18 protein-coding genes are annotated in these 20,902 nt (G+C 69.5%); 8 read left to right on the forward strand and 10 right to left on the reverse strand.

Annotation, left to right across the window (positions count from 1 at the left end; translation table 11 throughout):
- Both ACFYTQ_RS01445 and ACFYTQ_RS01450 read right to left on the reverse strand, forming a co-directional pair.
- Nucleotides 1-201: an MbtH family protein gene (locus ACFYTQ_RS01445; protein ID WP_387356101.1), complete on the reverse strand. Its 201-nt coding sequence runs from the start codon at nt 199-201 to the stop codon at nt 1-3.
- A gap of 24 nt (nt 202-225) precedes the next feature.
- Complete coding sequence (locus ACFYTQ_RS01450; RefSeq protein ID WP_387356103.1) at nt 226-1,374, reverse strand: NAD(P)/FAD-dependent oxidoreductase; 1,149 nt, start codon at nt 1,372-1,374, stop codon at nt 226-228.
- 389 nt (nt 1,375-1,763) lie between these two features.
- On the opposite strand from ACFYTQ_RS01450, the gene ACFYTQ_RS01455 reads away from it, so the two are divergent.
- From ACFYTQ_RS01455 to ACFYTQ_RS01480, 6 genes are all read left to right on the forward strand, one after another.
- On the forward strand, nt 1,764-2,531 hold the full coding sequence (locus tag ACFYTQ_RS01455; protein ID WP_387356105.1) for a hypothetical protein: 768 nt from the start codon (nt 1,764-1,766) through the stop codon (nt 2,529-2,531).
- A gap of 13 nt (nt 2,532-2,544) precedes the next feature.
- Nucleotides 2,545-4,257: an amino acid adenylation domain-containing protein gene (locus ACFYTQ_RS01460; protein WP_387356107.1), complete on the forward strand. Its 1,713-nt coding sequence runs from the start codon at nt 2,545-2,547 to the stop codon at nt 4,255-4,257.
- A complete protein-coding gene (locus ACFYTQ_RS01465) occupies nt 4,254-5,543 on the forward strand; it encodes a cytochrome P450 (protein ID WP_387356108.1) in 1,290 nt (429 codons plus the stop codon). The genes ACFYTQ_RS01460 and ACFYTQ_RS01465 overlap by 4 nt, the downstream gene beginning before the upstream one ends.
- A 25-nt stretch (nt 5,544-5,568) precedes the next feature.
- Nucleotides 5,569-6,330 carry a thioesterase II family protein gene (locus ACFYTQ_RS01470; RefSeq protein ID WP_387356110.1) on the forward strand — a complete coding sequence of 254 codons (762 nt, stop codon included), beginning with the start codon at nt 5,569-5,571 and terminating at the stop codon, nt 6,328-6,330.
- Entirely contained in the window at nt 6,330-7,295 is a 966-nt protein-coding gene (locus ACFYTQ_RS01475; protein ID WP_387356112.1) for a fatty acid desaturase family protein, read from the forward strand. Before ACFYTQ_RS01470 ends, ACFYTQ_RS01475 begins: the two co-directional genes overlap by 1 nt.
- Nucleotides 7,296-7,550: 255 nt before the next feature.
- Nucleotides 7,551-9,344: an amino acid adenylation domain-containing protein gene (locus tag ACFYTQ_RS01480; RefSeq protein ID WP_387356977.1), complete on the forward strand. Its 1,794-nt coding sequence runs from the start codon at nt 7,551-7,553 to the stop codon at nt 9,342-9,344.
- Between the two features lie 422 nt (nt 9,345-9,766).
- Here the strand turns inward: ACFYTQ_RS01480 and ACFYTQ_RS01485 are convergent, their stop codons facing one another.
- On the reverse strand, nt 9,767-10,624 hold the full coding sequence (locus tag ACFYTQ_RS01485) for a hypothetical protein (protein WP_387356114.1): 858 nt from the start codon (nt 10,622-10,624) through the stop codon (nt 9,767-9,769).
- Nucleotides 10,625-10,846: 222 nt separating this feature from the next.
- Complete coding sequence (gene leuS, locus ACFYTQ_RS01490; protein ID WP_387356116.1) at nt 10,847-13,330, reverse strand: leucine--tRNA ligase; 2,484 nt, start codon at nt 13,328-13,330, stop codon at nt 10,847-10,849.
- Between the two features lie 570 nt (nt 13,331-13,900).
- On the opposite strand from leuS, the gene ACFYTQ_RS01495 reads away from it, so the two are divergent.
- Entirely contained in the window at nt 13,901-14,260 is a 360-nt protein-coding gene (locus ACFYTQ_RS01495) for a DUF4254 domain-containing protein (protein ID WP_387356979.1), read from the forward strand.
- Nucleotides 14,261-14,338: 78 nt separating this feature from the next.
- Here ACFYTQ_RS01495 and ACFYTQ_RS01500 read toward each other — a convergent pair whose 3' ends face one another.
- Genes ACFYTQ_RS01500 through ACFYTQ_RS01525 form a run of 6 tightly spaced genes read right to left on the reverse strand, consistent with a single transcriptional unit; the run spans nt 14,339 to nt 20,100 of the window.
- Entirely contained in the window at nt 14,339-15,136 is a 798-nt protein-coding gene (locus ACFYTQ_RS01500) for an ABC transporter permease (RefSeq protein ID WP_387356118.1), read from the reverse strand.
- A gap of 3 nt (nt 15,137-15,139) precedes the next feature.
- Nucleotides 15,140-16,036 carry a 2-aminoethylphosphonate ABC transporter permease subunit gene (locus tag ACFYTQ_RS01505; protein WP_387356120.1) on the reverse strand — a complete coding sequence of 299 codons (897 nt, stop codon included), beginning with the start codon at nt 16,034-16,036 and terminating at the stop codon, nt 15,140-15,142.
- Entirely contained in the window at nt 16,033-17,193 is a 1,161-nt protein-coding gene (locus ACFYTQ_RS01510) for an ABC transporter ATP-binding protein (protein WP_387356122.1), read from the reverse strand. The genes ACFYTQ_RS01505 and ACFYTQ_RS01510 overlap by 4 nt, the downstream gene beginning before the upstream one ends.
- Complete coding sequence (locus ACFYTQ_RS01515; RefSeq protein WP_387356981.1) at nt 17,193-18,242, reverse strand: 2-aminoethylphosphonate ABC transporter substrate-binding protein; 1,050 nt, start codon at nt 18,240-18,242, stop codon at nt 17,193-17,195. The genes ACFYTQ_RS01510 and ACFYTQ_RS01515 overlap by 1 nt, the downstream gene beginning before the upstream one ends.
- A gap of 53 nt (nt 18,243-18,295) precedes the next feature.
- Complete coding sequence (locus tag ACFYTQ_RS01520; protein ID WP_387356123.1) at nt 18,296-18,973, reverse strand: phosphonatase-like hydrolase; 678 nt, start codon at nt 18,971-18,973, stop codon at nt 18,296-18,298.
- Between the two features lie 11 nt (nt 18,974-18,984).
- On the reverse strand, nt 18,985-20,100 hold the full coding sequence (locus ACFYTQ_RS01525; protein ID WP_387356125.1) for a TIGR03364 family FAD-dependent oxidoreductase: 1,116 nt from the start codon (nt 20,098-20,100) through the stop codon (nt 18,985-18,987).
- 97 nt (nt 20,101-20,197) lie between these two features.
- On the opposite strand from ACFYTQ_RS01525, the gene ACFYTQ_RS01530 reads away from it, so the two are divergent.
- A complete protein-coding gene (locus ACFYTQ_RS01530; RefSeq protein WP_387356126.1) occupies nt 20,198-20,902 on the forward strand; it encodes a GntR family transcriptional regulator in 705 nt (234 codons plus the stop codon).

A 20,902-nucleotide genomic window follows, 5' to 3' on the forward strand; every position in this document is an offset into this window, starting at 1 on the left:
TCACTCGGCCCGGCCGGGGACGCGCAGGCTCTTCGGCCGCAGATCCGTCCACACCCGGCCGATGTGGTCCAGGCATTCCTGTTCGGTGCCCGAGACGCCCGTGTCGAACCATCCTTCGGGAAGCGGGCGGTCGGCCCACCAGATCGAGTACTGTTCCTCGGCGTTGACCACCGCGGAGAAGACGCCGCTGGTGTCGGTCATATCGTCCTCGCTCTCGAGTCTCGGTCAGACGTAGGCGAATTCGGTGCGGGGCACCTCGCCGCGGAACCGGTCCGCGTGCAGCGAACCGATATCGATGCAGGGCTCGCATCCCAGCACCAGATCGGACACCACCTCGCCCACCGCCGGCGCCTGCATGAAGCCGTGCCCGGAAAACCCCGCGGCGTAGAGGAATCGGCTCACGGTGGTGGACTCGCCGATGAGCGCGTTGTGGTCCGGCGTCACCTCGTACAGCCCCGCCCAGCCGCCGGACAGGCCGACATCCATCAGGCCGGGTGTGCGTTCCCGCACGGCGGCGGTCAGCCGGGGCAGCCAGTCGTCGGTCGGGGTGGTGGAGAAGCCCGGCCGCACATCGGGATCGGACATGCCGATCAACAGGCCGCGGCCCTCCCGGCGGAAGTAGTAGGCGGTGGCGAAGTCGATGGTGAACGGCGCCGGGATCGTGGCGTCGACCGGGCCGGTGAAGATGATCTGCCGACGATAGGGCAGCACCGGCAGGTCGACGCCCACCATCTCGCCGACGGCGGCCGACCACGCGCCCGCGGCGCAGATCACCGTGTTCGTCGCGATGCTGCCCCGATCGGTGTCGACGGCGCGAATCTCCCCGCCCGCCAGCTGAATTCCGGTGACGGTGCAGCGGGTGAACAGCCGCGCGCCGCGGCGGCGGGCGGCGGTCGCGTAGCCCAGCACCACCGACTCCGGCGTGCAGTGCCCGTCCTGCGGCGAATAGGCCGCCGCCAACAGCCCTTCGGTGTCGATCAGGGGCGAGAGTCGCTTGGCCTCGTCGGGGTCGACCATCCGGGTCGGGATGCCGAGCGAATTCTGGAGCGCCACATTCTGTTCGAAGGCCGTCACGTCGTCGGGCCGGGACAGCAGGAACAGGTAGCCGACGGTCCGCAGGTCGATCTCCTGGCCGTGGTCGAGATGGAATCTGCTGTAGGCGGCCATACTTCGGGCCGCGATCTGGATGTTGACCGTGTCCGAGAACTGGGTGCGCACCCCACCGGCCGCCTTACAGGTCGACCCCGACCCGAGTTCGCCGCGCTCGAGCAGCACCACGTCGGAGACACCGGCGGCCGCGAGATGGTAGGCGATGCTGGTCCCGATGACACCGCCGCCGATGATGACGATCCGCGCGAACGAGGGTAGCGACATCTCGAATCTCCCAGGTAGTCGTTGGCTCGTGCCCATGGTGTGCGAAGGGCCTGACGAGCCGCTGGTGTGTCGGGGCCGCGACGTTTTCGGTGACGGCACTGCGCACGCCGGTGCTGGGCGGGGGGATCAAGGGTTGGGTACGGGAGCCCGTGCCGCGGCCGGGCGCGGGCACACCGGTATCGCCGGGGTCCGTGGGGAACCCGTGGTCACTCGTCCTCCGGCGAACTGAACAGGACGATCGCGGTTTTCGGGCCGGTGCATCGGTGCCACTGCGGTGACGGGCCCGGCTTACAGAATCGGCACATGATCGTTCGACCGTTCCCGACCGGCCCCGTCGCGGCACGAGCCACCACGGCGGAGATCGAACGCGTGCCCGGCGGAGCCTCGCGATGACGACGCCACGCGAGGTCGTCATCGACACCGCCTTCAACGGCCCCCCGAATTCCGCGCACGGCGGTTACGCCTGCGCGACCTTCGCCCGGGCCACGGAATCGACCGCGCCCGTGACGGTCACGTTGCTGCGGCCCCCGCCGTTGAACACCCCGATGACCCTGACCGGCGGCGGGCGCGGCTGGCTCGTGCACGCCGACGACGCGCTGATCGCCACCGCCGCCCCCGCGCCCGCCGCCTCGAGTGCGCTGCTGGATCCGCCGCCTCCCGTCGACGCGACCACCGCCGCCGCGGCGACGCGGGCCTTCGCCCCTCGCGCGCACCCGTTCCCGACCTGTTTCGTCTGCGGCCACGACCGCCCGGACGGCTCCGGTCTGCGGCTGGCTCCCGGCCCGGTGCCGGAAAGGCCGAATACCACCGCGTGCCAATGGGTTCCGCCCGGTGCGCCGGGGCGGCCGGTGTCCGCCGAGTTGATCTGGAGTGCACTGGACTGCCCGGGTGGCTGGGTGCGCGATCCCGCCGCCGCGCCGGCCGTGCTCACCCGCATGGCCGCGGAGATCACCGGTCCCGTCGAGGCGGGCCGTCCGCACATCGTGGTCGCCGCGCTGCGCCGGGAGCAGGGCCGCACCCGCACGGTCGGCACCGCGGTCTACGCGGCCGAACCTGGTTCGGTGTCCCGTCCGCTCGCCGCCGCGACCGCGATCTGGACGCTGCTCGCCGAGCGGCCCCGCCCACCCGTCCCCACCGGCTCCCGCCCCCGCGGCTGAGAAAGGAGACCTCGTGCGCACGGATCTCGCCGACACGATCACCAGCGTGTTCAAATGCGGTGTCGCCGACCACCCGGACCGGATCGCGCTCAGCGCGCCCGACGGCGACCTCACCTACGCCCAGTTGGACGCCGCCGCGAGCCGCCTGGCGAGCAGGTTGCGGGCGCTCGGTGTGCGGCCGGACGACCCGGTCGGGGTGGCGCTACCCCGCTCCGCGGATCTGGTGGTGGCGCTGCTGGCGGTGCTCGAAGCGGGCGGCGGGTATCTCGCGCTGGATCCGTATCAGCCCGAGACGGGCCGGGCCACGATCCTCGCCGACGCCGGGGCGAAGGTCGTTCTCACGCCCGAACTGGTTCGGGAACTGTCCGAGGAACCGGACGCGGGCGTGTCGGAACCCGAAACCCGTGGCAGCACAGCGTATTTCGCGTACACCTCCGGTTCGACCGGAAGGCCGAAGGGGGTGTGCGTTCCGCATCGGGCGGTGCTGCGGCTGGTGCGCGATCAACGGGCGCTGCCGCTCGATTCCGGCGAGGTGTTCGCCCAATTGGCGCCCGTCGCCTTCGACGCCTCCACATTCGAGATCTGGGGGCCGCTGCTCAACGGTGCCCGGCTGGTGGTGCCGCCGCCCGGCGACCCGACCCCGGCGCTGCTCGCCGATCTGGTGGGACGGCAGGGGGTGAGCGTGCTGTGGTTGACCGCGGGCCTGTTCCACGCCACGGTCGAGGCCGGGATCGGAAGACTGCGCGGGCTGCGGTATCTCGTGGCGGGCGGCGACGTCCTGTCCGCCGCGCACGTCGACCGCGCCCTGACCGAACTGCCCGGCCTGACCGTCATCAACGGTTACGGCCCGACCGAGAACACCACCTTCACCACCTGCCACCGCATGACCGCGCCGCTGGGCACGGATCGAGTTCCGATCGGGCGGCCGATCGACGGCACGACGGTGCATCTGCTCGACGCCGACCTGAACCCCGTGCCCGACGGGGAAATCGGCGAATTGTGGGCCGCGGGAGCGGGTTTGGCCTTCGGCTACCACAACGATCCGGTCCGGACCGCGCGGCAGTTCCGCCCCGACCCGCGTGTGCCCGGTGGGCGTCTGTACCGCACCGGCGATCTCGCCGCGCTTCGGAACGGGGTGCTGGAATTCCACGGCCGGGTGGACGATCAGGTGAAGATCCGCGGGTTCCGGGTCGAGCCCGCGGAGATCGAGGCGGCGTTGCGTCGGCATCCGGAGATCCTCGACGCCGCCGTGGTCGCGCAGGAGCGGCCGGACGGGCGTGTGCCGGTCGCGTTCTACCTGGGCGAGATCACACTCACCTCCGCGGAGTTGCGCGAGCATCTCGCGGAGCTGGTGCCGCAGTACATGATTCCGGCGGTGTTCCATCGGCTCGAGGAACTGCCACTCACCGCCAACGGCAAGGTCGACCGCGCCCGACTGGCGACGCTCACCCTGCCGGAACGTCCCGAGCTCAGCACCGACTATCGGCCGCCGGGCACCGAGACCGAGACCTTCCTCGCCGGACTGTGGGCGGATCTGATGCAGGTGCGGCAGGTCGGGGTCGAGGACGACTTCTTCGAACTCGGCGGGCACTCCCTGATGGCCACCCGGATCACCGCCGAGATCGGCGCCCGCTACGGCTTCGTGGTGTCGACCGCCGACTTCTACGCCGATCCGACCGTCGCCCACCTGGCGACGCTCGTCGACGAAGGGCGGGCGAGCCGATGAGAATCACTGTGCCGCAGCCGGATACGCCCGATATCGATCTGGCGTCGATCGACTTCTTCGACCCGAACTGGTACGCCACCGGCGACCCGCATCCGGTGTGGGCGCAGATGCGTCGCGATGCCCCGGTGCACCGCCAGGTCCTGCCCGACGGGCGGGAATTCCGTTCGGTGACCCGATATCAGGACGTGCGGGCCGTGCTGCGCGACCACACGCGCTTCACCTCCGAACGCGGCACGCTGCTGTCCATCCTCGGCGGCACCGACCCCGCGGGCGGCAAGATGATGGCCGCCAGCGACCCGCCCGTGCACACCGCGCTGCGCACACCCATGGCGAAGGTCCTCTCGGCCCGCGAATTACGCTCCGGCACACCGCGAATCCGGCGCATCGTGCAGCGCATGCTCGCGCCGCTGCTGGACGGCGAGCCGTGGGACCTCGCGGCGGCCGGGGCGGAGTTCCCGATCATGTTCACCGGCGGATTGATGGGCCTTCCCGAATCCGACTGGCCGCGGCTGACCCGGCTGACCACCATGGCCATCGCCCCCGAGGATCCCGACTTCCGTGACGGTGACGGGGCCTTGGCGGCGGCGCATCACGAACTGTTCGCCTACTTCTCCGCGCAGGTGCGCGGGCGACGACAGGATCCGGGTGACGATCTGCTCGGATTCCTCGTGCGCATGCGAGCCGACGGCCGCGCCCTGCGTCACGACGAACTCGTCTACAACTGCTACAGCCTGCTGCTCGGCGCGAATGTGACCACACCGCACGCGGTGGCGGCCACCGTGCTGGCCTGCGTCGAGAACCCGGACGAGTACCGGCGCTGGACCGCGGACCGATCGATGACGCCGACCGCCGTGGAGGAGGGGCTGCGGTGGGCGTCCCCGGCCAACCACTTCATGCGCTACGCCGTCGCCGACACCAAACTCTCCGGGGAGCCGATCGCCGCGGGGGAGGCGGTGGTGGCGTGGCTGGGGTCGGCGAACCGGGACGACCGCGTCTTCGCCGAACCCTATCGATTCGATCTGAGCCGCAACCCGAATCAACACGTCGCGTTCGGATACGGGCCGCACTACTGCATCGGCGCGCCGCTGGCCCGCATCGCGCTGCGGCTGCTGTTCGACGAGATCACCGCCGCCGTCGAGGAATTCGAGATCGCCGGGCCGATCGAGCATCTCGCCTCGACCTTCACCGCCGGGATCAAACGACTCCCGGTGCGAGCCAAGCTGTTTCCGGACGCCGAGCGACTGCTCGATCGAGCGCGCTCCGAGGACGGACCGATCCCGGTATGACCGCGCGCGACCATGGAGGTGAGCGATGACCACTGCCCGACCGGCGCCGCGTCGACGCGGCGGCCTGCTGCGCCCACCGAGCCCCGACGCCGCCGCGCGGCTGTTCTGCTTCCCCTACTCCGGCCTGGGCGCGTCGATGTACCGGCGCTGGCCGCGCCGCGTCGGGGAGGTCGAGATCTGCCTGATCCAGCCGCCGGGCCGCGAGAACCGCATGCGCGACCCGCATTTCGGTCGTTACGAGGACCTGGCGGAACTGCTGGTCCCGGATCTGGAGCCGTGGCTGGATCGGCCGTTCGGATTCTTCGGGCACTGCGGCGGCGCGCTGGCGGCCTTCGCCACCGCGCTGCGGCTGGGCGCGCGGGGGCCGGACTGTTTGTTCGTCTCCTCGCAGGTGGCTCCGCACGAGGGGCCCTTCGGGCGCTTCCTGCGGATGACCGACGACGAACTGGCCGTCGAACTGGCCGAACTCACCCGGTCTCTCGGTGGCGAGCCGCAGCCGGACATCCTCGCGCTGAGTCTGCGGGTGCTGCGCGCCGACGTCACCGCCAATCAGCGCTATCGCCTCGACGAGCCGGTCCGGCTGCCCGGCCGGGTGGTCGCGATCGGCTGGGCGGACGACCGGGAGATCCGGCCCGAGCAGATGACGGGCTGGCGCGAGTACGCGACCCCGGACCGGTTCAGCTCCACGGTGCTGCCCGGCGCTCATTACGAATTCCTCAGCGCCCCAACGGTTCTGTTCGAACAGTTCGCCGCCGGGATGGGCGCGTCGATGACGGAGGTGGGTTGATGTCACCGCGTATCTGGGCGCATTCGCCCAAGGACGCCGTGCTGCTCGGGATCAGTCTGTCGCAGCTGGCGGTCATGATCGCCGCGGCGCTGACCTGGTCCGGCACCGGACCGGTCGTCCGCGGGTCCGGTTTCCTCGTGGTCACGGCGATGATGACCTACAACATCATCGTGGTGTCGCATCTGTTCACCCATGTGCCATGGTTCGTCTCGGGCAGGCTCAATGCCATTGCGTCGGTGCTGAATTCGATCGCCATCGGGCAGTCGGTGCAGGCGTATCACCTGACCCATGTCCGCAATCATCACCGGTACAACAATGATCCCGTCGGGGCGGACGGCACCACCAAGGACAAATCCTCCACCTACCGCGACGGACGCGACGGCGACCACACACCGTTGCCGCGGTATGTGCTGCTCGGCGCGCTGGACTCGCTGCTCGGCCGGGGCCGGGAGTTGATCGGTGTGGTCCGGTTGTGGCGACTCGGGGCTGCGGACGCGAATCTGCTTGCGCTGGCGTCGAATCGAGAGCCACGCCGTAGCCGGGAACTGCGGCAGGTGCGGGCCGACCGCGCCGCGCATTGCCTGTCGCTGGTCGGGTTCGCCGTGTTGTCGTGGCAGTGGACCCTGTTCTGTTATCTACCGGCCTTCTTCGCGGCATTGGCTCTGGTCAACGTCCAGAACTATTACCGTCACTACGGCGCGGATCCCTCACACCGCGGCGCGGACTCGGTCAGCCACTACGGCCGCGTCTACAACCGCCTCACCTTCAACGACGGCTACCACCAGGAACACCACCTGAGCCCGGCCACCCATTGGACCAAACTCCCGACCGTCCGAGACCGCCGCCGCGACCTGCTCGACGCCCGCCCCCGCATCGTCAGCCCGGTCCCGGCCATGCTCGGCTTCCTCCATCGCGGCCGCCCCCTCCTCCACCGCGCCCCCACCGACCAACCCACGAACTCATGAGCGCGGCGGCGATCTCCACCCGGCTGCCTGCTATCGGCGAGGTGGACGCGAAAACCCCACGCGCACTGGCGACCCTGCCGGTTTTCGCGGCGGTGCGAGGGTCCGATGTCGCTGTCGGGCTGGGCGGGATTCAACTTGCGGGTCGGTCCTGGTCGGGGCGGCCGTGTTGGGTAGACGAGTCAGGGCGGTGATTCGATGAGCGTCGCGAAAGACGTTGATGCGCCGGGTTTCTCGGCGGTGAGTGATCGTGTCGCCATGCGGGCCGCTGAGCAGCCGGGGGCGACGGCTGTGGCCTGGATGGGTGGTGTGTTGTGTTATCGGGAGCTCGATCGGTGGGCCGATCGTCTTGCGCGATTGCTGCGGGCTCGGGGGGTTGGGCCGGAAGTCGTTGTGGGAGTTTGGTTGCCCAGGGAGCCTCGTTTGATCGTGGCTCTGCTGGCGGTGCTGCGGGCGGGTGGGGCGTATCTTCCGCTGGATCCCGGCTATCCGGCGGAGCGGTTGCGTCATATCGTGTCCGATGCCCGGCCGCGGGTGGTCGTGACGGCGGGGGACCGGGCGCTGCCGGGGACGGTCGTGGTGGATTTGGATCGCGACGCCGAAGTCATTGCGGCGCAGGACGAAGGGTGTCCGGAGGGTGGGGTTCGGCCGGACAATTCGGCCTACGTCATCTACACGTCGGGATCGACCGGTGCGCCGAAGGGCGTGGTGGTTCCGCATCGTGGGCTGTCGCATCTGGTGGACTGGCATATCGCGCGTTACGGCCTTACGCGCAGCGATCGGTGTGCGCAGGTGGCCGCTCTCGGATTCGACGCCTCGGTGTGGGAGATCTGGCCGGTGCTGGTTGCCGGGGCCGGGCTGCATCTGCCGCCCGAGGGGGTGCGTGGTGTGCCGGATCGTCTGACCGCTTGGTTGGCCGAACGGCGGATCACCGTGACCTTTCTGCCGACGCCGCTGGCGCAGGAGGTGCTGCGGGATTCGAGGCACCGTGAGATCGGTGCGCGGGCGCTTCTCGTCGGGGGTGACGCGCTGACCGCGGCGCCTACGGCGGGGACACCGTTCGCGGTGGTGAATCATTATGGGCCGACCGAGAATACGGTGGTGGCGACGGCGGGGGAGGTATCGCCCGGTGGGCCGGGGCTGCCGTCGATCGGGAGGCCGATCGAGGGGGTACGGGCCGTGGTCCTCGACGATCGTCTGCGGCCGGTTCTGGTGGGAACCCCGGGTGAACTCTGGCTCGGGGGAGACGGTTTGGCGCGCGGTTACCTCGGCGGTCCCGGGCGGACGGCGGAACGGTTCGTGGCGGACCCGGCGGGCGGAGGGCGACGTCTCTACCGCACGGGCGACATGGTGAGTGTTCGGCCCGACGGGGAGTTCGACTTCCACGGGCGACGCGACGACCAAATCTCATTGCGCGGGGTCCGGATCGAGTTGGGGGAGGTGGTGGCCGCCGTGCGCGAGGACGCGGCGGTGGCCGATGCCACGGCCATCGTCCGCCCGGCGCCGAACGGGACGGACCAGTTGATCGCGTATGTGATCCCGGCCGAGCCCGCGAGCTTCGACGCGACAGCCCTGCTGGCCCGCCTCGCCGCTGTCCTACCGGCTGCGATGGTGCCCGTCCTGGTCGTCGCGATCGAGCGTTTCCCGCTCACCCCGCACGGCAAGATCGATCGGGCCCGGTTGCCGGAACCCGCGGTCACGCGTTCGGAACCGCCGCGTGACGGTCTGGAAGCCCGGCTCGCCGAACTCTGGTACGACATGCTCGGCCTGCCGGGAACCGAACCGAACATCCACGCGAATTTCCTTGCCCTGGGCGGACATTCGCTGCTGGCCACCCAGCTGACCGTGCGGCTGCGCGAGCAGTTCGCGATGGAGCTGCCGACACGCGTGGCGCTCGCCGCCCCCACCATCGCCGAACTCGCCGACCTCCTGCGCGCACACGAACCGGCCCCCGGCCATCTGGATACGGTCGTCCAAGTGCACGGGGAGGTCGCCGCCCTGAGCGACGAGGAGGTGACGGCCCTGCTCGCCGACCTCGAGGACCAACGCTGAGAGCCGTCACCGGAGCGATGCGTCTTCGTCGGCCGAGCCGCTGACGCACATCTCCTACCCAGCAATCGCCGAACGAGCTCGACCAGGTTCACGCCCACGAGAACAGTGAGGCGCTCCTCGCCGTAAGGTCACCGATCGCCCTCGTTGGTGGGCCTTTCGGGCGGTCCCATCCGCCGTGGCGGTCCGCCCTGATCGAACGACGTCCCGAATGGCCTTGTCCATTACGGGAATTCGTTTGGTGGAACCGGGCAGCTGGTCGCGTCCTTCACGAATGCGGTCCGATGGAACGGACCGCGAATCACACTGTCCGTCAGAGTGATTCGCCTTCAACAACTGAGGCCGAGAGTAGCCTTGCCGGTCGCGGCAGTTCGTCTTGCCACACCGAACGGCGAACGCCCGTGTGCATCAGAATGATTCGATGATCAAGTCCACCACAAGAACTCCCCCTGATCCGACACACCACTGAAGCAGGTCAAAAGGAGACGCCCCCGGTCCCGATCATCGCCGCCCAAAACGGCATGGATGAGGTTCCCATTGATCAGACAGAGGTCCCCGGTATGCACAGGGATGTCGAGGGCGGGGTGGGCGGTGAGGAGTTCCGGCGGATAGGGATAGCCGCTGTGCGTCAGGCCCAGTCGGGCACGGGTGGCGTGGTCCGGGGCGACATTCCAGATTCGGAGGGCCCCGCCCGCCCCGGGTACGTGGGGGTAGACGTTGATGGCCAGTACCCGGCGAACGGTTTGAATCTCGAAACCCGCTTGCAGGGGATCACTGAGTTGGGCGAGGTCGTCGTGGGGAAGGAGGAGGTACTCGCCGATGTTGTTCCAGCACACGGCCTTCGAATCCCCCGCACGGCGCCCGTCGTGCTCTGCGGGACGGCCGGTGAGCGCCCCGCTGGCCAGGAGCAGCTCGCGCAACCGGGATACCGGGTCGTGGACGCCGGTGTAGAGGGCCCGCATGGCGGGGGCGGTGGCCGCCGCTTGGTCCAGGTATTGGTCCGTGGTCTTCTCGATGTGGGATGCGCCGAGGACGTATGCCTCCACGCCGTCGGCGCCCTCGCCGTAACGGGGGATCCGGTCGGTCGAGTTCGCGAAGTTCGCGGTGAGCACGGAACAGTCGGCGGCACTGACGTATTCGGAAACCAGGTAGGCGGCGAGTCGTCCGTCGAGGACGTCCAGCACGCGATCGACGTCGACGGTGCGGGCGGTGCGGTGGACCCGGAACCGATCGACCGGCAGGGGGGTACCGGTGACAGGGGCGGTGAGCAGATCGTCGGTCATGGAACCACGATGGCGGTCCGGGTCGATGTCGAGTGGTCACCGGATCGTCGCCTCGGGCCTCGATCGTTCCCGGTCATCGTCGTCCGAGCGGCGAGCGACGGCGGCCCTACGGTCCTGGTACGGCCGAGTCCGATTGTGCGGTGCGGCCTTCGGAGGTTCGGGGCGGCTGCTGCTTCAAGTCCGGACCAGGTCCTCCCCGCACCCGCACCGCCGCCCCCGAACTCACCGAGCCGAAACGATATTCACCAGTTTCGGCGCCCGCACGATGATCTTGGCGATCTCCCGACCCGCCAGCGCGTGCCGCACCTTCTCCGACGCGACGGCCAGTCCGCGCAGCGACTCCTCGTCGGCGTCCACGGCGACCTCCACGCGGTCGCGGAGTTTGCCGTCGACCTGGATGACGCAGGTCGTGGTGTCGGCGGCGACCAGGGCGGGGTCGGCGGTGGGCCAGCCCGCGACCGCGACCGAGGGGCTGTGGCCGAGGCGTTCCCACGCCTCCTCGGCGGTGAAGGGCGCGAAGCAGGACATCATCCGGACGAGGGATTCGACGCCGAACCGGACGATCGGGTCGCCGGGGCCCTCGGCGCCGTCGACCGCCTTGCGCAGCACATTGGTGAGCTGCATGAGCTGGGCGATGGCGACATTGAGGCGCTTGCCCGTCATCAACGCGGTGGTCTGGTCGATGATGCGGTGGATCGAGCGGGCCAGGTCGCCCGCGGGGTCCGCGCCCGTGTCGGCGGTGGGAGCCGCGCCGATCTCGGTGGCGAGACGCCAGACTCGGGACAGCCATTTGACCGAACCGTGGGGGGAGACGTCGGCCCAGTCGATGTCGTCCTCCGGCGGGCCCGCGAAGATCATGGTCACGCGGACGGCGTCGGGGCCGTAGGCGGCCAGCTGCTCTTGCAGATTGACCAGATTGCCCTTGGACTTGCTCATGGCGCTGCCGTCCATGAGCACCTGGCCCTGATTGGTGAGGCGCTTGAACGGTTCGGTGAACGACAGCAGGCCCGCGTCGTGCAGGGCCTTGGTCAGGAACCGGGAGTACATCAGGTGGCCGGTGGCGTGTTCCTTGCCGCCGATGTACTCGTCCACGGGCAGCCACCGTTCGATCCCGGCCGGATCGAACGGGCCGTCGGTGTAGTCCGGATTCGGGTAACGCAGGAAGTACCAGCTGGAGTCGACGAAGGTGTCCATGGTGTCGGTGTCGCGCCGGGCCTCGCCGCCGCAGGCGGGACAGCTGACCCGCACCCAGTCCTCGGCGCTCTCCAGCGGGGACTTGCCGCCGGACGGGCGCAATTCGTAACCGCTGGTGGGCAGCCGAACCGGGAGCTGATCGTCGGGGACGGGCACCAAACCGCAGGCACCGCAATGGATGATCGGGATCGGCGTGCCCCAGTACCGCTGCCGCGACAGCAGCCAGTCCCGCAGCCGATAGGTGACCGCTCGCTCGCCGAGCCCGCGGCGCGCGAGATCGTCCGTGATGGCGGTGATCGCCTCGGCCTTGGACAGGCCGTCGAAAGCGCCGGAGTTGACCAGCTTGCCGTCGCCCGCGGTGGCGACGCCGGTTTCGTTCGGGTCCGGCTCGCCGGTGTCGACCACGACCCGCACCGGAATATCCATGGCGCGCGCGAAATCCAGATCGCGCTGATCGTGCGCGGGCACGGCCATCACCGCGCCGGTGCCGTAATCGGCGAGCACGTAATCGGAGGCGTAGATCGGCAGCCGCTCACCGCTCACCGGATTGATCGCGTAACGACCCAGGAACACACCGGTTTTCGGCCGATCGGTGGCCAACCGCTCGATATCGGTGGCCGCCGACGCCGCCTGCCGGTACGCCTCGAAATCGTCCTTGCGTTCGGGCGCGCACAGCCGCGCGGCCAGCGGGGCGTCGAAGGCGACCACGAAGAATGTGGCGCCGAACAAGGTGTCCGGGCGGGTGGTGAACACCCGCACCGGCTCGTCGTACCCCTCGACGGTGAAATCGACGTACGCGCCCTCGGACCGACCGATCCAATTGCGTTGCATGGTCAGGATTTCCGCGGGCCAATCGATCTCGGCCATATCGTCGAGCAGCCGCTGGGCGTAGGCGGTCGTCTTGAAGAACCACTGGGTCAGCGCGCGCTGCACCACCTGCGCGCCGCAGCGCTCGCAGCGGCCCTGGATGACCTGCTCGTTCGCCAGCACCGTCTGATCATTGGGGCACCAGTTGACGTGCGCGTCCTTGCGGTAGGCCAGGCCCTGTTCGAACAGCCGCAGGAACAGCCATTGATTCCAGCGGTAATACTCCGGGTCGCTGGTGTGGAACCGGGTGCGCCAATCGAAGGAGATGCCCAACCGCCGGAACGATTCGGCCTGGGTCTCGATATTCGCGTATGTCCAATCACGGGGATCCAGATCGCGTTTCAGCGCCGCGTTCTCCGCGGGCAGGCCGAACGAATCCCAGCCGATCGGCAACAAGGTCTGATAACCCCGCAAACGCAGGAATCGGGCAATCGCGTCGCTGATCGAATAGACCTCGGCATGACCCATGTGCAGATCGCCGGACGGGTACGGGAACATGCTCACCACATAACGCCGGTCGCTGTCGTCGAGCCCGGTGAGCTTTTCGACTTCGAACGTACGGCGGTCCGCCCACACGCCCATCCATTTATCGATGATGGCGTGCGGGTTATAGGTCTCCTCGGCCGAGGTGTTGTCAGCGGTCATGAGTCCAGTTCATTCGTGTCCCGGATGGTCGTAGGTCAGTCTGTCACACGGGTTGGCCGGGCTCCTAACCCAAGCCCGGCCCCCCTCACGCGGTCCGACACGCCCTGTCCGACACGCCCATTTGTGAAGCCCGGTTCACACCGAACCCATTCCCCGAAACCCGTGTGGCCAGTGTCGATTTGCGTAGCCGTCCACACGTCGCGATTCGAGTGGCGCGTCCGGTACCTGGACGTTCGAGCGGGTTCTATCATCGCCACGATCATGCATCGAAAGGCAGTTATGGAACCGACCGGTGTGTTCTGCGAAAGCCCTGGATACGGCCGGTGAGTCTGTGCGGACGCAATGTTGCGTTCTTACAGATGAAAGAGCATGATCCGAGCTAGCCTAGTTCTGGACCACTGATCGAAGCGGTACATCTGAACCCCGGAGACCAATCATGTTGGTGCGATCGATGTTGCGGCGAGATGCCTGTGGGGAGCGACGATGACGACCATGTCGATGGCCGGCGTGCTGCCGACGGCGCCACAGCTGTTGTGCGCGTTCCAAGGTCGTCGCTTCCAGGATCGGGCGCTGTTGCGGTCGGCGCGGGCACTGGCCGAACTGCACAGCCGCCGGGCGGCGGTGTGCGATCCGTCGATGCTCGCCGAGATCGACTGCCGGCGCGGCGAACTCGTGGAGGACATCAACGATTGGGTGGATCACGAACTGCCCCAACACCGCAACGGCGCGCAGTTGCACACCGAGAGCCTCGGCGCGGTGGTGGACCGGATGGCCCGCAGTTGGGTGGACGCGAATCAGGCCATCGATCGCCACGGACCGCGCAGCGACAATACCCATAAACACTGGTATCACCTGGCCGAACTCGTCGACGGCTACACTGATCTCGTCATCGATGTGGCCGGTGGCCGCCGTCGGTTACCGGAACAGTGATCGAAGACGGCGGGCGCAACGACGCGCCTCGCCCGGCGTGCCGCGCGGTCGACTGGCGCGGCACGCCCGTTCGGTTCCTCAGCGCAGCGCGGCCCGGCTCCGCAGCCGCCCGAGGATCAGCAGCACCAGCAGCGTGACGGCGACCAGCACCGTCGTGCTCGCGGCGGCGTCGAACACCTCGCCGCGATCGGTGGCCGCGAAGATGCCGACCGGCAACGTCTTCCAGGTCGCCGGATAGACCATGATCGTCGCGCCCAGTTCGCCCATGGATAGCGCGACCGCCAGACCCGCCGCCGCGCCGAGCGCGGGCAGCAGGAGGGGCAGGGTGATTCGGAGCAGCACCCGGACCGGTCCCGCGCCCAGCGATTCGGCGGCCTGCCGGTAACTCGGGTCGAGCCGATCCAATGCGGCCGACACCGCGCTGAAGGCGTAGGCGAGCACCAGCACCGAATGTGCAACGATCACTATCCATTTCGTGCCGCCCAGCAGCAGCGGCCGCTCGTTGAACGCGATCAGCACGCCGAGCCCGATCGCCACCGACGGCACCGCCACCGGCAGGTGGAACACCGCGTCGGTGAGCCGCCGCCACCAGCCCGGCGCCTCCCGCGCGGCCAGCGCCGCCCAGGTGCCCAGCACCAGCGCGACGGCCCCGGCCAGCAGCGCCGTCTGCAAACTCACGGACAGGCTCGCCGCCTCCTCGCCCGACAGCGCGTGCCCGAAATTGGCGAAGCCCAGGTGCGACGGCAGCGGCCCGGTCCATCGTCCGGCCAGCGCCGCGGCCACCACGGTCGCGATCGGCGCGGCGAACACGATCAGCACCACGAGCGCGAAGACGGCCAGCACCACCGCCCGCCCGGTGCGGGTCCACACCAGCACGGTTCAGCCCTCCGTTCGAATCCTGGTGACCCGGCCGAAGATCAGCCGATACGCCACGTACAGCGTCAGCGACAGCAACACCTGCACCGAGGCCAGCACGGCCGCGCCCGGAAGATCGAAGGTGACGATGCCGCGGGTGTAGATGAGCGCGGGCAGCGTGATCACCCCCTTCGCGCCGGTGAACAGCACGATCCCGAACTCGTTGAGCGTCAACAGCAGAACCAGACTGCCGCCCGCCGCGAGCGCGGGCCACGCCTCCGGCAACACCACCTGCCGCAGCACCCGCCACGGCGACGCGCCCAGACTCGCCGCCACATCGAGCTGTTCGCGCGGCAGTTGCGCGAACGCGGCCAGCAGCGGGCGCACCACGAACGGGGTGAAATACGTGATCTCGGCCAGCACGACACCCGTCGGTGTGGTCAGGAAATCGACGGTGAGCGAACGGGTTCCGCCGATCCGATCCAGCAGCGCGTTCACCGCCCCGGCCGTGCCGTAGAGGAAGGTGAACGCGAGCGTGATCAGGAACGACGGCAGGGTGAGGATGGTATCGATCACCCGCCCCACCACCCCCGCGCCCGGGAACGGCACGAAGGCCAGCACCACCGCGACGAAGGTCCCCAGCACCAGGCAGCCCGCCGTCGAGCACACCGCGATGGACACCGTGCGCCACAGCGCGTCCCGGAACGACCGCGATCCGAGCACCTGCGACCACACCCCGAGGCCGCGGCCCGACGCGGTCTCGGTCGATTCGGTGAGCACCCGCGCGATCGGATAGACCGCGATGAGCGCGACCACCGCCAGCGGCGGCAGCGACCACAGCACCGGCCGCCAGACCCGGTGCGCGGCAGGGCGTTCGGGCGGCTCGGTGACCTCGGGTTCGAGAACGGTCGACAGGGTCATCCCCGCTCGCCCCCGACGGGAGCCGGGATCAGCACCCCGGCCGGATCGGGCAGCAGCACGCCCACCACCGCGCCGACGGCGTGGTCGGCCTGGCCCGGCACGTCGGCGAGGAGTTCGACCGGCAGCCCGTTCACGTCCAGTCGCAGGCGGGTCGTCGCGCCGCGCCACACCGCGGACAACACCGTCGCGGGCAGGGCCTCGCGTTCGGCGGTCGTGCCGATGCGGACGGTGTGCGGGCGCACGCACAGCAGACCCTCGTCGTCGGGCGCCCAATCCAATTGGCCCACACCGGGTGTGGGTGCCTCGGCGCGCAGCGTGCGGGTGCCGGAGGTGACGAACGCGGCGGTGCCGGAGACGTGTTTCACCGTGCACGGCACCAGGTTCGCGCCGCCGAGGAAGGCCGCGGTGAACGAACTCGGCGGGCGTCGCCACAGATTCTCGGCGGTATCGATGTCCACCAGCCGGGCGTCGCGCATGACCGCGATCCGGTCGGCCAGCGCCAGCGCCTCGGACTGATCGTGGGTGACGTACAGCATCGCCGTGTCCGGCAACGCCTTTCGCAGATCCTGGAGTTCGGTGAGCATGGACTGCCGCAATTGCGCGTCGAGCGCGGCGAGCGGTTCGTCGAGGAGCAGCACCTTGGGCCGGATGGCCAGCGCGCGGGCGATCGCGACGCGCTGCTGCTGACCGCCGGACAGCTCGCGCGGCAGCCGGTCGGCGTAGGCGGCCATGCCGACCATCTCCAGCGCCTCGCCCACCCGCTCGCGCACCCGGCCGCGCGGCACGCGATGCGCCCGCAGGCCGAAGGCGACATTGTCGCGCACCCGCATGTGCGGGAACAGCGCGTAGGACTGCACGACCACGCCGATCCCGCGCTTGGCGGGCGACAGGTCGGTCACGTCGCGGCCGGACAGCCGGACCGCGCCCGCGCTGGGCCGGACGAATCCGGCCAGCGCCTTGAGCGCGGTCGACTTCCCGGAACCGCTGGGGCCCAACAGCGCAACGGTTTCGCCCGCGGCCACGCGCAGGGTGAAATCGGTCAGCGCGGCCGTGGCCTTGCGGCCCCGGCCGTAGCGGACGCCGACCCGATCGAACACGATGGCGGGTTCGGCGTCGGCGGTGCCGGTGGCCGCGACGGAGGTCGACGGTGCGGACATCAGCTGCCGGTGGCCTTCTGATAGGCGGCGACGTCGGCGTCCAGCTCGGTGAGCACCTTGTTCCAGTCGGGGGTGACGATGGCGACGTCCTTGATGTAGGCCGCCGGGGAGTCGGCGCCCGCCGGGGCGGAGTCCTTCAGATCCTTGCGCACCGGAACCGCTTTGGCGTCGGGGCCGAGGGTCTTCTGGACGTCGGCGGAGAGCAGGTACTCCATCAGCTTCTTCGCCGCGTCCTTGTGCGGGGCGCCCTTGGCCAGGCCCATGACGTAGGGCAGGGCGACGGTGCTGCGCTTGCCGTCGGCGGTGGCGGGGAAGAAGAGGGTGAACTTCGAGCCCTTCTCCTTGATGGTGGCCAGATTCATCTGCACGTCGCCGTTGGCGACGAGCAGTTCGCCGTTGTCCACCTTGGGTTGCAGCTTGCCGGTCGAGGAGGACGGGCCGACATTGTTGGCCTGCAACTTCGCCAGGTAGTCCAGCGCGCCCTGCTTACCGTAGAGCTGCTGGAGCAGGATCAGCACGGCCGTGCCGTCCCCGGCCTGCCCGGGGGTGGAGTACTGGATCTTGCCCTTGTACTCCGGCTTCAACAGGTCGTCCCAGGTGAGCTTCGAGCTGTCCACCGACGGATTCGCGATGAACGACAGGTAGTTTCCGGCGAGCGAGACGTACTTGCCGCCGGGATCCTTGTCGGTGTCGGCGACCGCGCTCAGATCCACGCCGCTGTCCTGGAGCAGTCCGGACCTGTTCGCCTTCTGGATGAACGGCGGCAGCGTGACCACGACGTCGGCCTGCGGGTTGGACTGTTCCTTGTCGACGCGGTTGACCACCTCCCCGGACCCGGCCTCGACGTAGTTCACCGCGATACCGGTCTGTTCCTTGAATTTCGCGAACTGGGTCTTGTACCAGTCGCCCACGCCGTCGGCGGAGTAGACGGTGACGGTCTGGTCGCCGGAGGTCGAGGTGCCGGTGCCGCCGCACGCCGCGGCGGTGAGGGCGACCGCGGCGGCGGAGGTCAGGGCGAGGGCGGCGCGTGCGAGGCGACGGGACGGAATACGCACGATGACAACAACTTTCGTGTGCAGCGAAGGGTGGATCGAAGGGACGGTTACGGGGTGGTGAGCAGTTCGGCGAACTCGACGACCGAGTCCACGATGTGGGTGGCGCCCGCCGCGCGCAGCTGCTCCTCGCTGTGCGCGCCGGTCAGGGTGCCCGCCACGATCCGGGCGCCCGCCGCGAGGCCGCTGGCGATATCGCTGGTGGTGTCGCCGAGCACGGCCACCCGGTCGACCGCGTCGGCGCGCAGGCGCAGCAGCGCGGTGAGCACCAGATCCGGGTAGGGGCGGCCGCGTCCGGCCTCGGCGGGGGCGAGGGTCAGATCCGCGATGTCGTTCCAGCCCAGGGCGTTCAGGAGTTTGTCCTGGGTGGTGCGGCTGAAGCCGGTGGTCAGCGCGACCTTGATCCCGGCCGCGCGCAGCGCCGTGATCGCCTCGGCCGCACCGGGAATCGGGGTGGCCTCGGCGGCGAACTCGTCGTAGGTTTGCTCGAAGGTCCGGTTCGCCAACTGGGCGCGGTCCTCGTCGCCGAACAGCGCGCGGAAGACCGTGATCTTGGATTGGCCCATCGTGTCGAGCACGTAGGCGCGCGCGGTCTCGCGTTCGGTCCCGCTCTCGGGCAGTCCCACGGCCGTCGCGGCGGCGTCGAACGCGCGCAGCACCAGGCCGCCGTCGGCGACGGTGGTCCCGGCCATGTCCAGGACGGCCAGTTCGATCCGCTTGTCGGACACGATATTTCCTCTCACAGGTTCAGCAGGTCGGCGGTTTCCTCGCCGAGGGCGGGGCCCAGGGTCATGCCGCGCCCGCCCGGTCCGGTGACGACCCAGACGCCGTCGGCGGCCCGCACGCGGGTGACGATGGCGGCGGGATCGATGCTCTGGCTGTAGACCCCGGCCCAGCGGCGCACGATGGGCGGGAGCTTGCGGCCCAGCAACTCCTCGGCGACGGCGGTCAGATGGTCGTAGGGGGCCTCGTCGACGTCGAAGGCGAACGGTTCGTCGTATTCGTGGGTGTCGCCGATGGTGAGTCCGCCGTGCAGGCGCTGCACGCACAGCAGCTGCATCTTGTGCTGGGCGGCGGTGAACGTCTGCGACTCCTCGCGCGCGAGCGAGTCCAGGGCCGGTCCCGCGAAACCGGGGTAGTAGCGGAAGCTGTCGCCGTCGGCGATTGCGGTGGTGAGTTGTTCGCCGAGCGGGGCGGTCTGCATCATCTGCAACCGCACGCGGCGAAAGGGCATGTCGCCCACCAGTTCCCGGGCCAGTCCCGAATGCGCCGCGCCCGGGCAGACCAGCACCACATCGCCGGTGAAGCGGCGGCCCCGGTCGTCGACGACGGTGGTGCCGGTGACGGTGCGCGCCTCGGTCCCCGCGTAGAAGCTGTAGCGCCCGCTCGCCTCCATGAACGCGCGCAGGGCGGGCAGCGCCTGCCGGGATTCGACCGCCGCGTCCGTCGAACAGTGCAGGCCCGCAAGGAATTTGCCGCGCAGGGCCGGATTGAGCGCCCGCACCCGGTCCGGGTCGAGCAGTGCGAAACCGCGTTCGGCGGCGGTCGGCCCGGCCGCCGCGGCCTCGGCGACGGCGAGTTCGGCCTCGGTGCGCACCAGCGTGATCGATCCGGCGGGGCGGAAGCCGACGCCCGGCACCCGCCCGCCGATCTCCTCCCACAGCTGCCGCGACCGCAGCGTGATCGCCAATTCCCCTGCGGCGCGGCCCGATACCCACACCAACCCGAAGTTGCGCACGGTGGCGCCGCGGGCCTCGACCTCGCGCTCGAGCTGCACCACCTCGTGCCCGCGGCGGACCGCGGCGAAGGCGTGGGCGGTGCCGAGAATTCCGCCGCCGATGATGACCAAACGCATGACCAGCATCATGCTCAATGGTCTAGACCGACGGGTGTGGGCGAGGCCAACGTTCGGTTAACAATTGGTATAGACCAATCTCGGGTACGCTGGGCGCATGGAGGTGACGCGGCAGCCGAAGGCGTATCGGGTGCGCACGCAGATCGAGCGGATCATCGACGACCTGGCCGAGGGGGATCCGGTGCCCTCCGAGCGGGAGCTCGCGGGGCGGTTCGAGGTGGCGCGCGAGACGGTTCGGCAGGCCCTGCGGGATCTGTTGGTGGAGGGGCGGATTCGGCGGCAGGGGCGGGGCACGGTGGTGTCGCGGCCGAAGATGGTGCAGCCGTTGTCGTTACGGTCCTATACCGAGGCCGCGATCGGTCTGGGGCGCAAGCCCGGCCGGGTGCTGGTCGGGTGGGACGATGTCGCCGCCGACGCCGACACCGCCGACGCGCTCGGCCTCGAGACCGGTTCGCCCGTCATGCATCTGGAGCGGATCCTGCTCGCGGACGGGGAGAAGATCGGGCTGGAGAGCACGTTCCTGACACTGGAGCGGTTCGGCGGGCTGCGCGCGGTCTACGATCCGACGACGTCGCTGTACGCGGCCATGCGGGCGGCGGGGGTGGTGTTCGGGTCGGCGCGGGAGCGGGTGGAGACGGTGCTGGCGTCCCCGCGCGAGGCGGCGCTGCTGGAGTGCACGACCGCGTTGCCGATGATCCTGTTGCACCGGCGGACCGTCGACACCGACGGGCGTCCCATCGAACGGGTGCGGTCGCTGTATCGCGGCGACCGGATCGCGTTCGAAGCGGTACTGCGGGAATGA

Origin of the sequence: Nocardia sp. NPDC004068, from assembly GCF_042874315.1 — a bacterium.
Lineage (GTDB): Bacteria > Actinomycetota > Actinomycetes > Mycobacteriales > Mycobacteriaceae > Nocardia.

Coding starts and splice junctions, on each gene's coding strand:
- ACFYTQ_RS01445 (WP_387356101.1), bottom strand. CDS start 201: ATGACCGACACCAGCGGCGTCTTCTCCGCGGTGGTCAACGCCGAGGAA.
- ACFYTQ_RS01450 (WP_387356103.1), bottom strand. CDS start 1,374: ATGTCGCTACCCTCGTTCGCGCGGATCGTCATCATCGGCGGCGGTGTC.
- ACFYTQ_RS01455 (WP_387356105.1), top strand. CDS start 1,764: ATGACGACGCCACGCGAGGTCGTCATCGACACCGCCTTCAACGGCCCC.
- ACFYTQ_RS01465 (WP_387356108.1), top strand. CDS start 4,254: ATGAGAATCACTGTGCCGCAGCCGGATACGCCCGATATCGATCTGGCG.
- ACFYTQ_RS01470 (WP_387356110.1), top strand. CDS start 5,569: ATGACCACTGCCCGACCGGCGCCGCGTCGACGCGGCGGCCTGCTGCGC.
- ACFYTQ_RS01475 (WP_387356112.1), top strand. CDS start 6,330: ATGTCACCGCGTATCTGGGCGCATTCGCCCAAGGACGCCGTGCTGCTC.
- ACFYTQ_RS01480 (WP_387356977.1), top strand. CDS start 7,551: ATGCGGGCCGCTGAGCAGCCGGGGGCGACGGCTGTGGCCTGGATGGGT.
- ACFYTQ_RS01485 (WP_387356114.1), bottom strand. CDS start 10,624: ATGACCGACGATCTGCTCACCGCCCCTGTCACCGGTACCCCCCTGCCG.
- leuS (WP_387356116.1), bottom strand. CDS start 13,330: ATGACCGCTGACAACACCTCGGCCGAGGAGACCTATAACCCGCACGCC.
- ACFYTQ_RS01505 (WP_387356120.1), bottom strand. CDS start 16,036: ATGACCCTGTCGACCGTTCTCGAACCCGAGGTCACCGAGCCGCCCGAA.
- ACFYTQ_RS01510 (WP_387356122.1), bottom strand. CDS start 17,193: ATGTCCGCACCGTCGACCTCCGTCGCGGCCACCGGCACCGCCGACGCC.
- ACFYTQ_RS01525 (WP_387356125.1), bottom strand. CDS start 20,100: ATGCGTTTGGTCATCATCGGCGGCGGAATTCTCGGCACCGCCCACGCC.
- ACFYTQ_RS01530 (WP_387356126.1), top strand. CDS start 20,198: ATGGAGGTGACGCGGCAGCCGAAGGCGTATCGGGTGCGCACGCAGATC.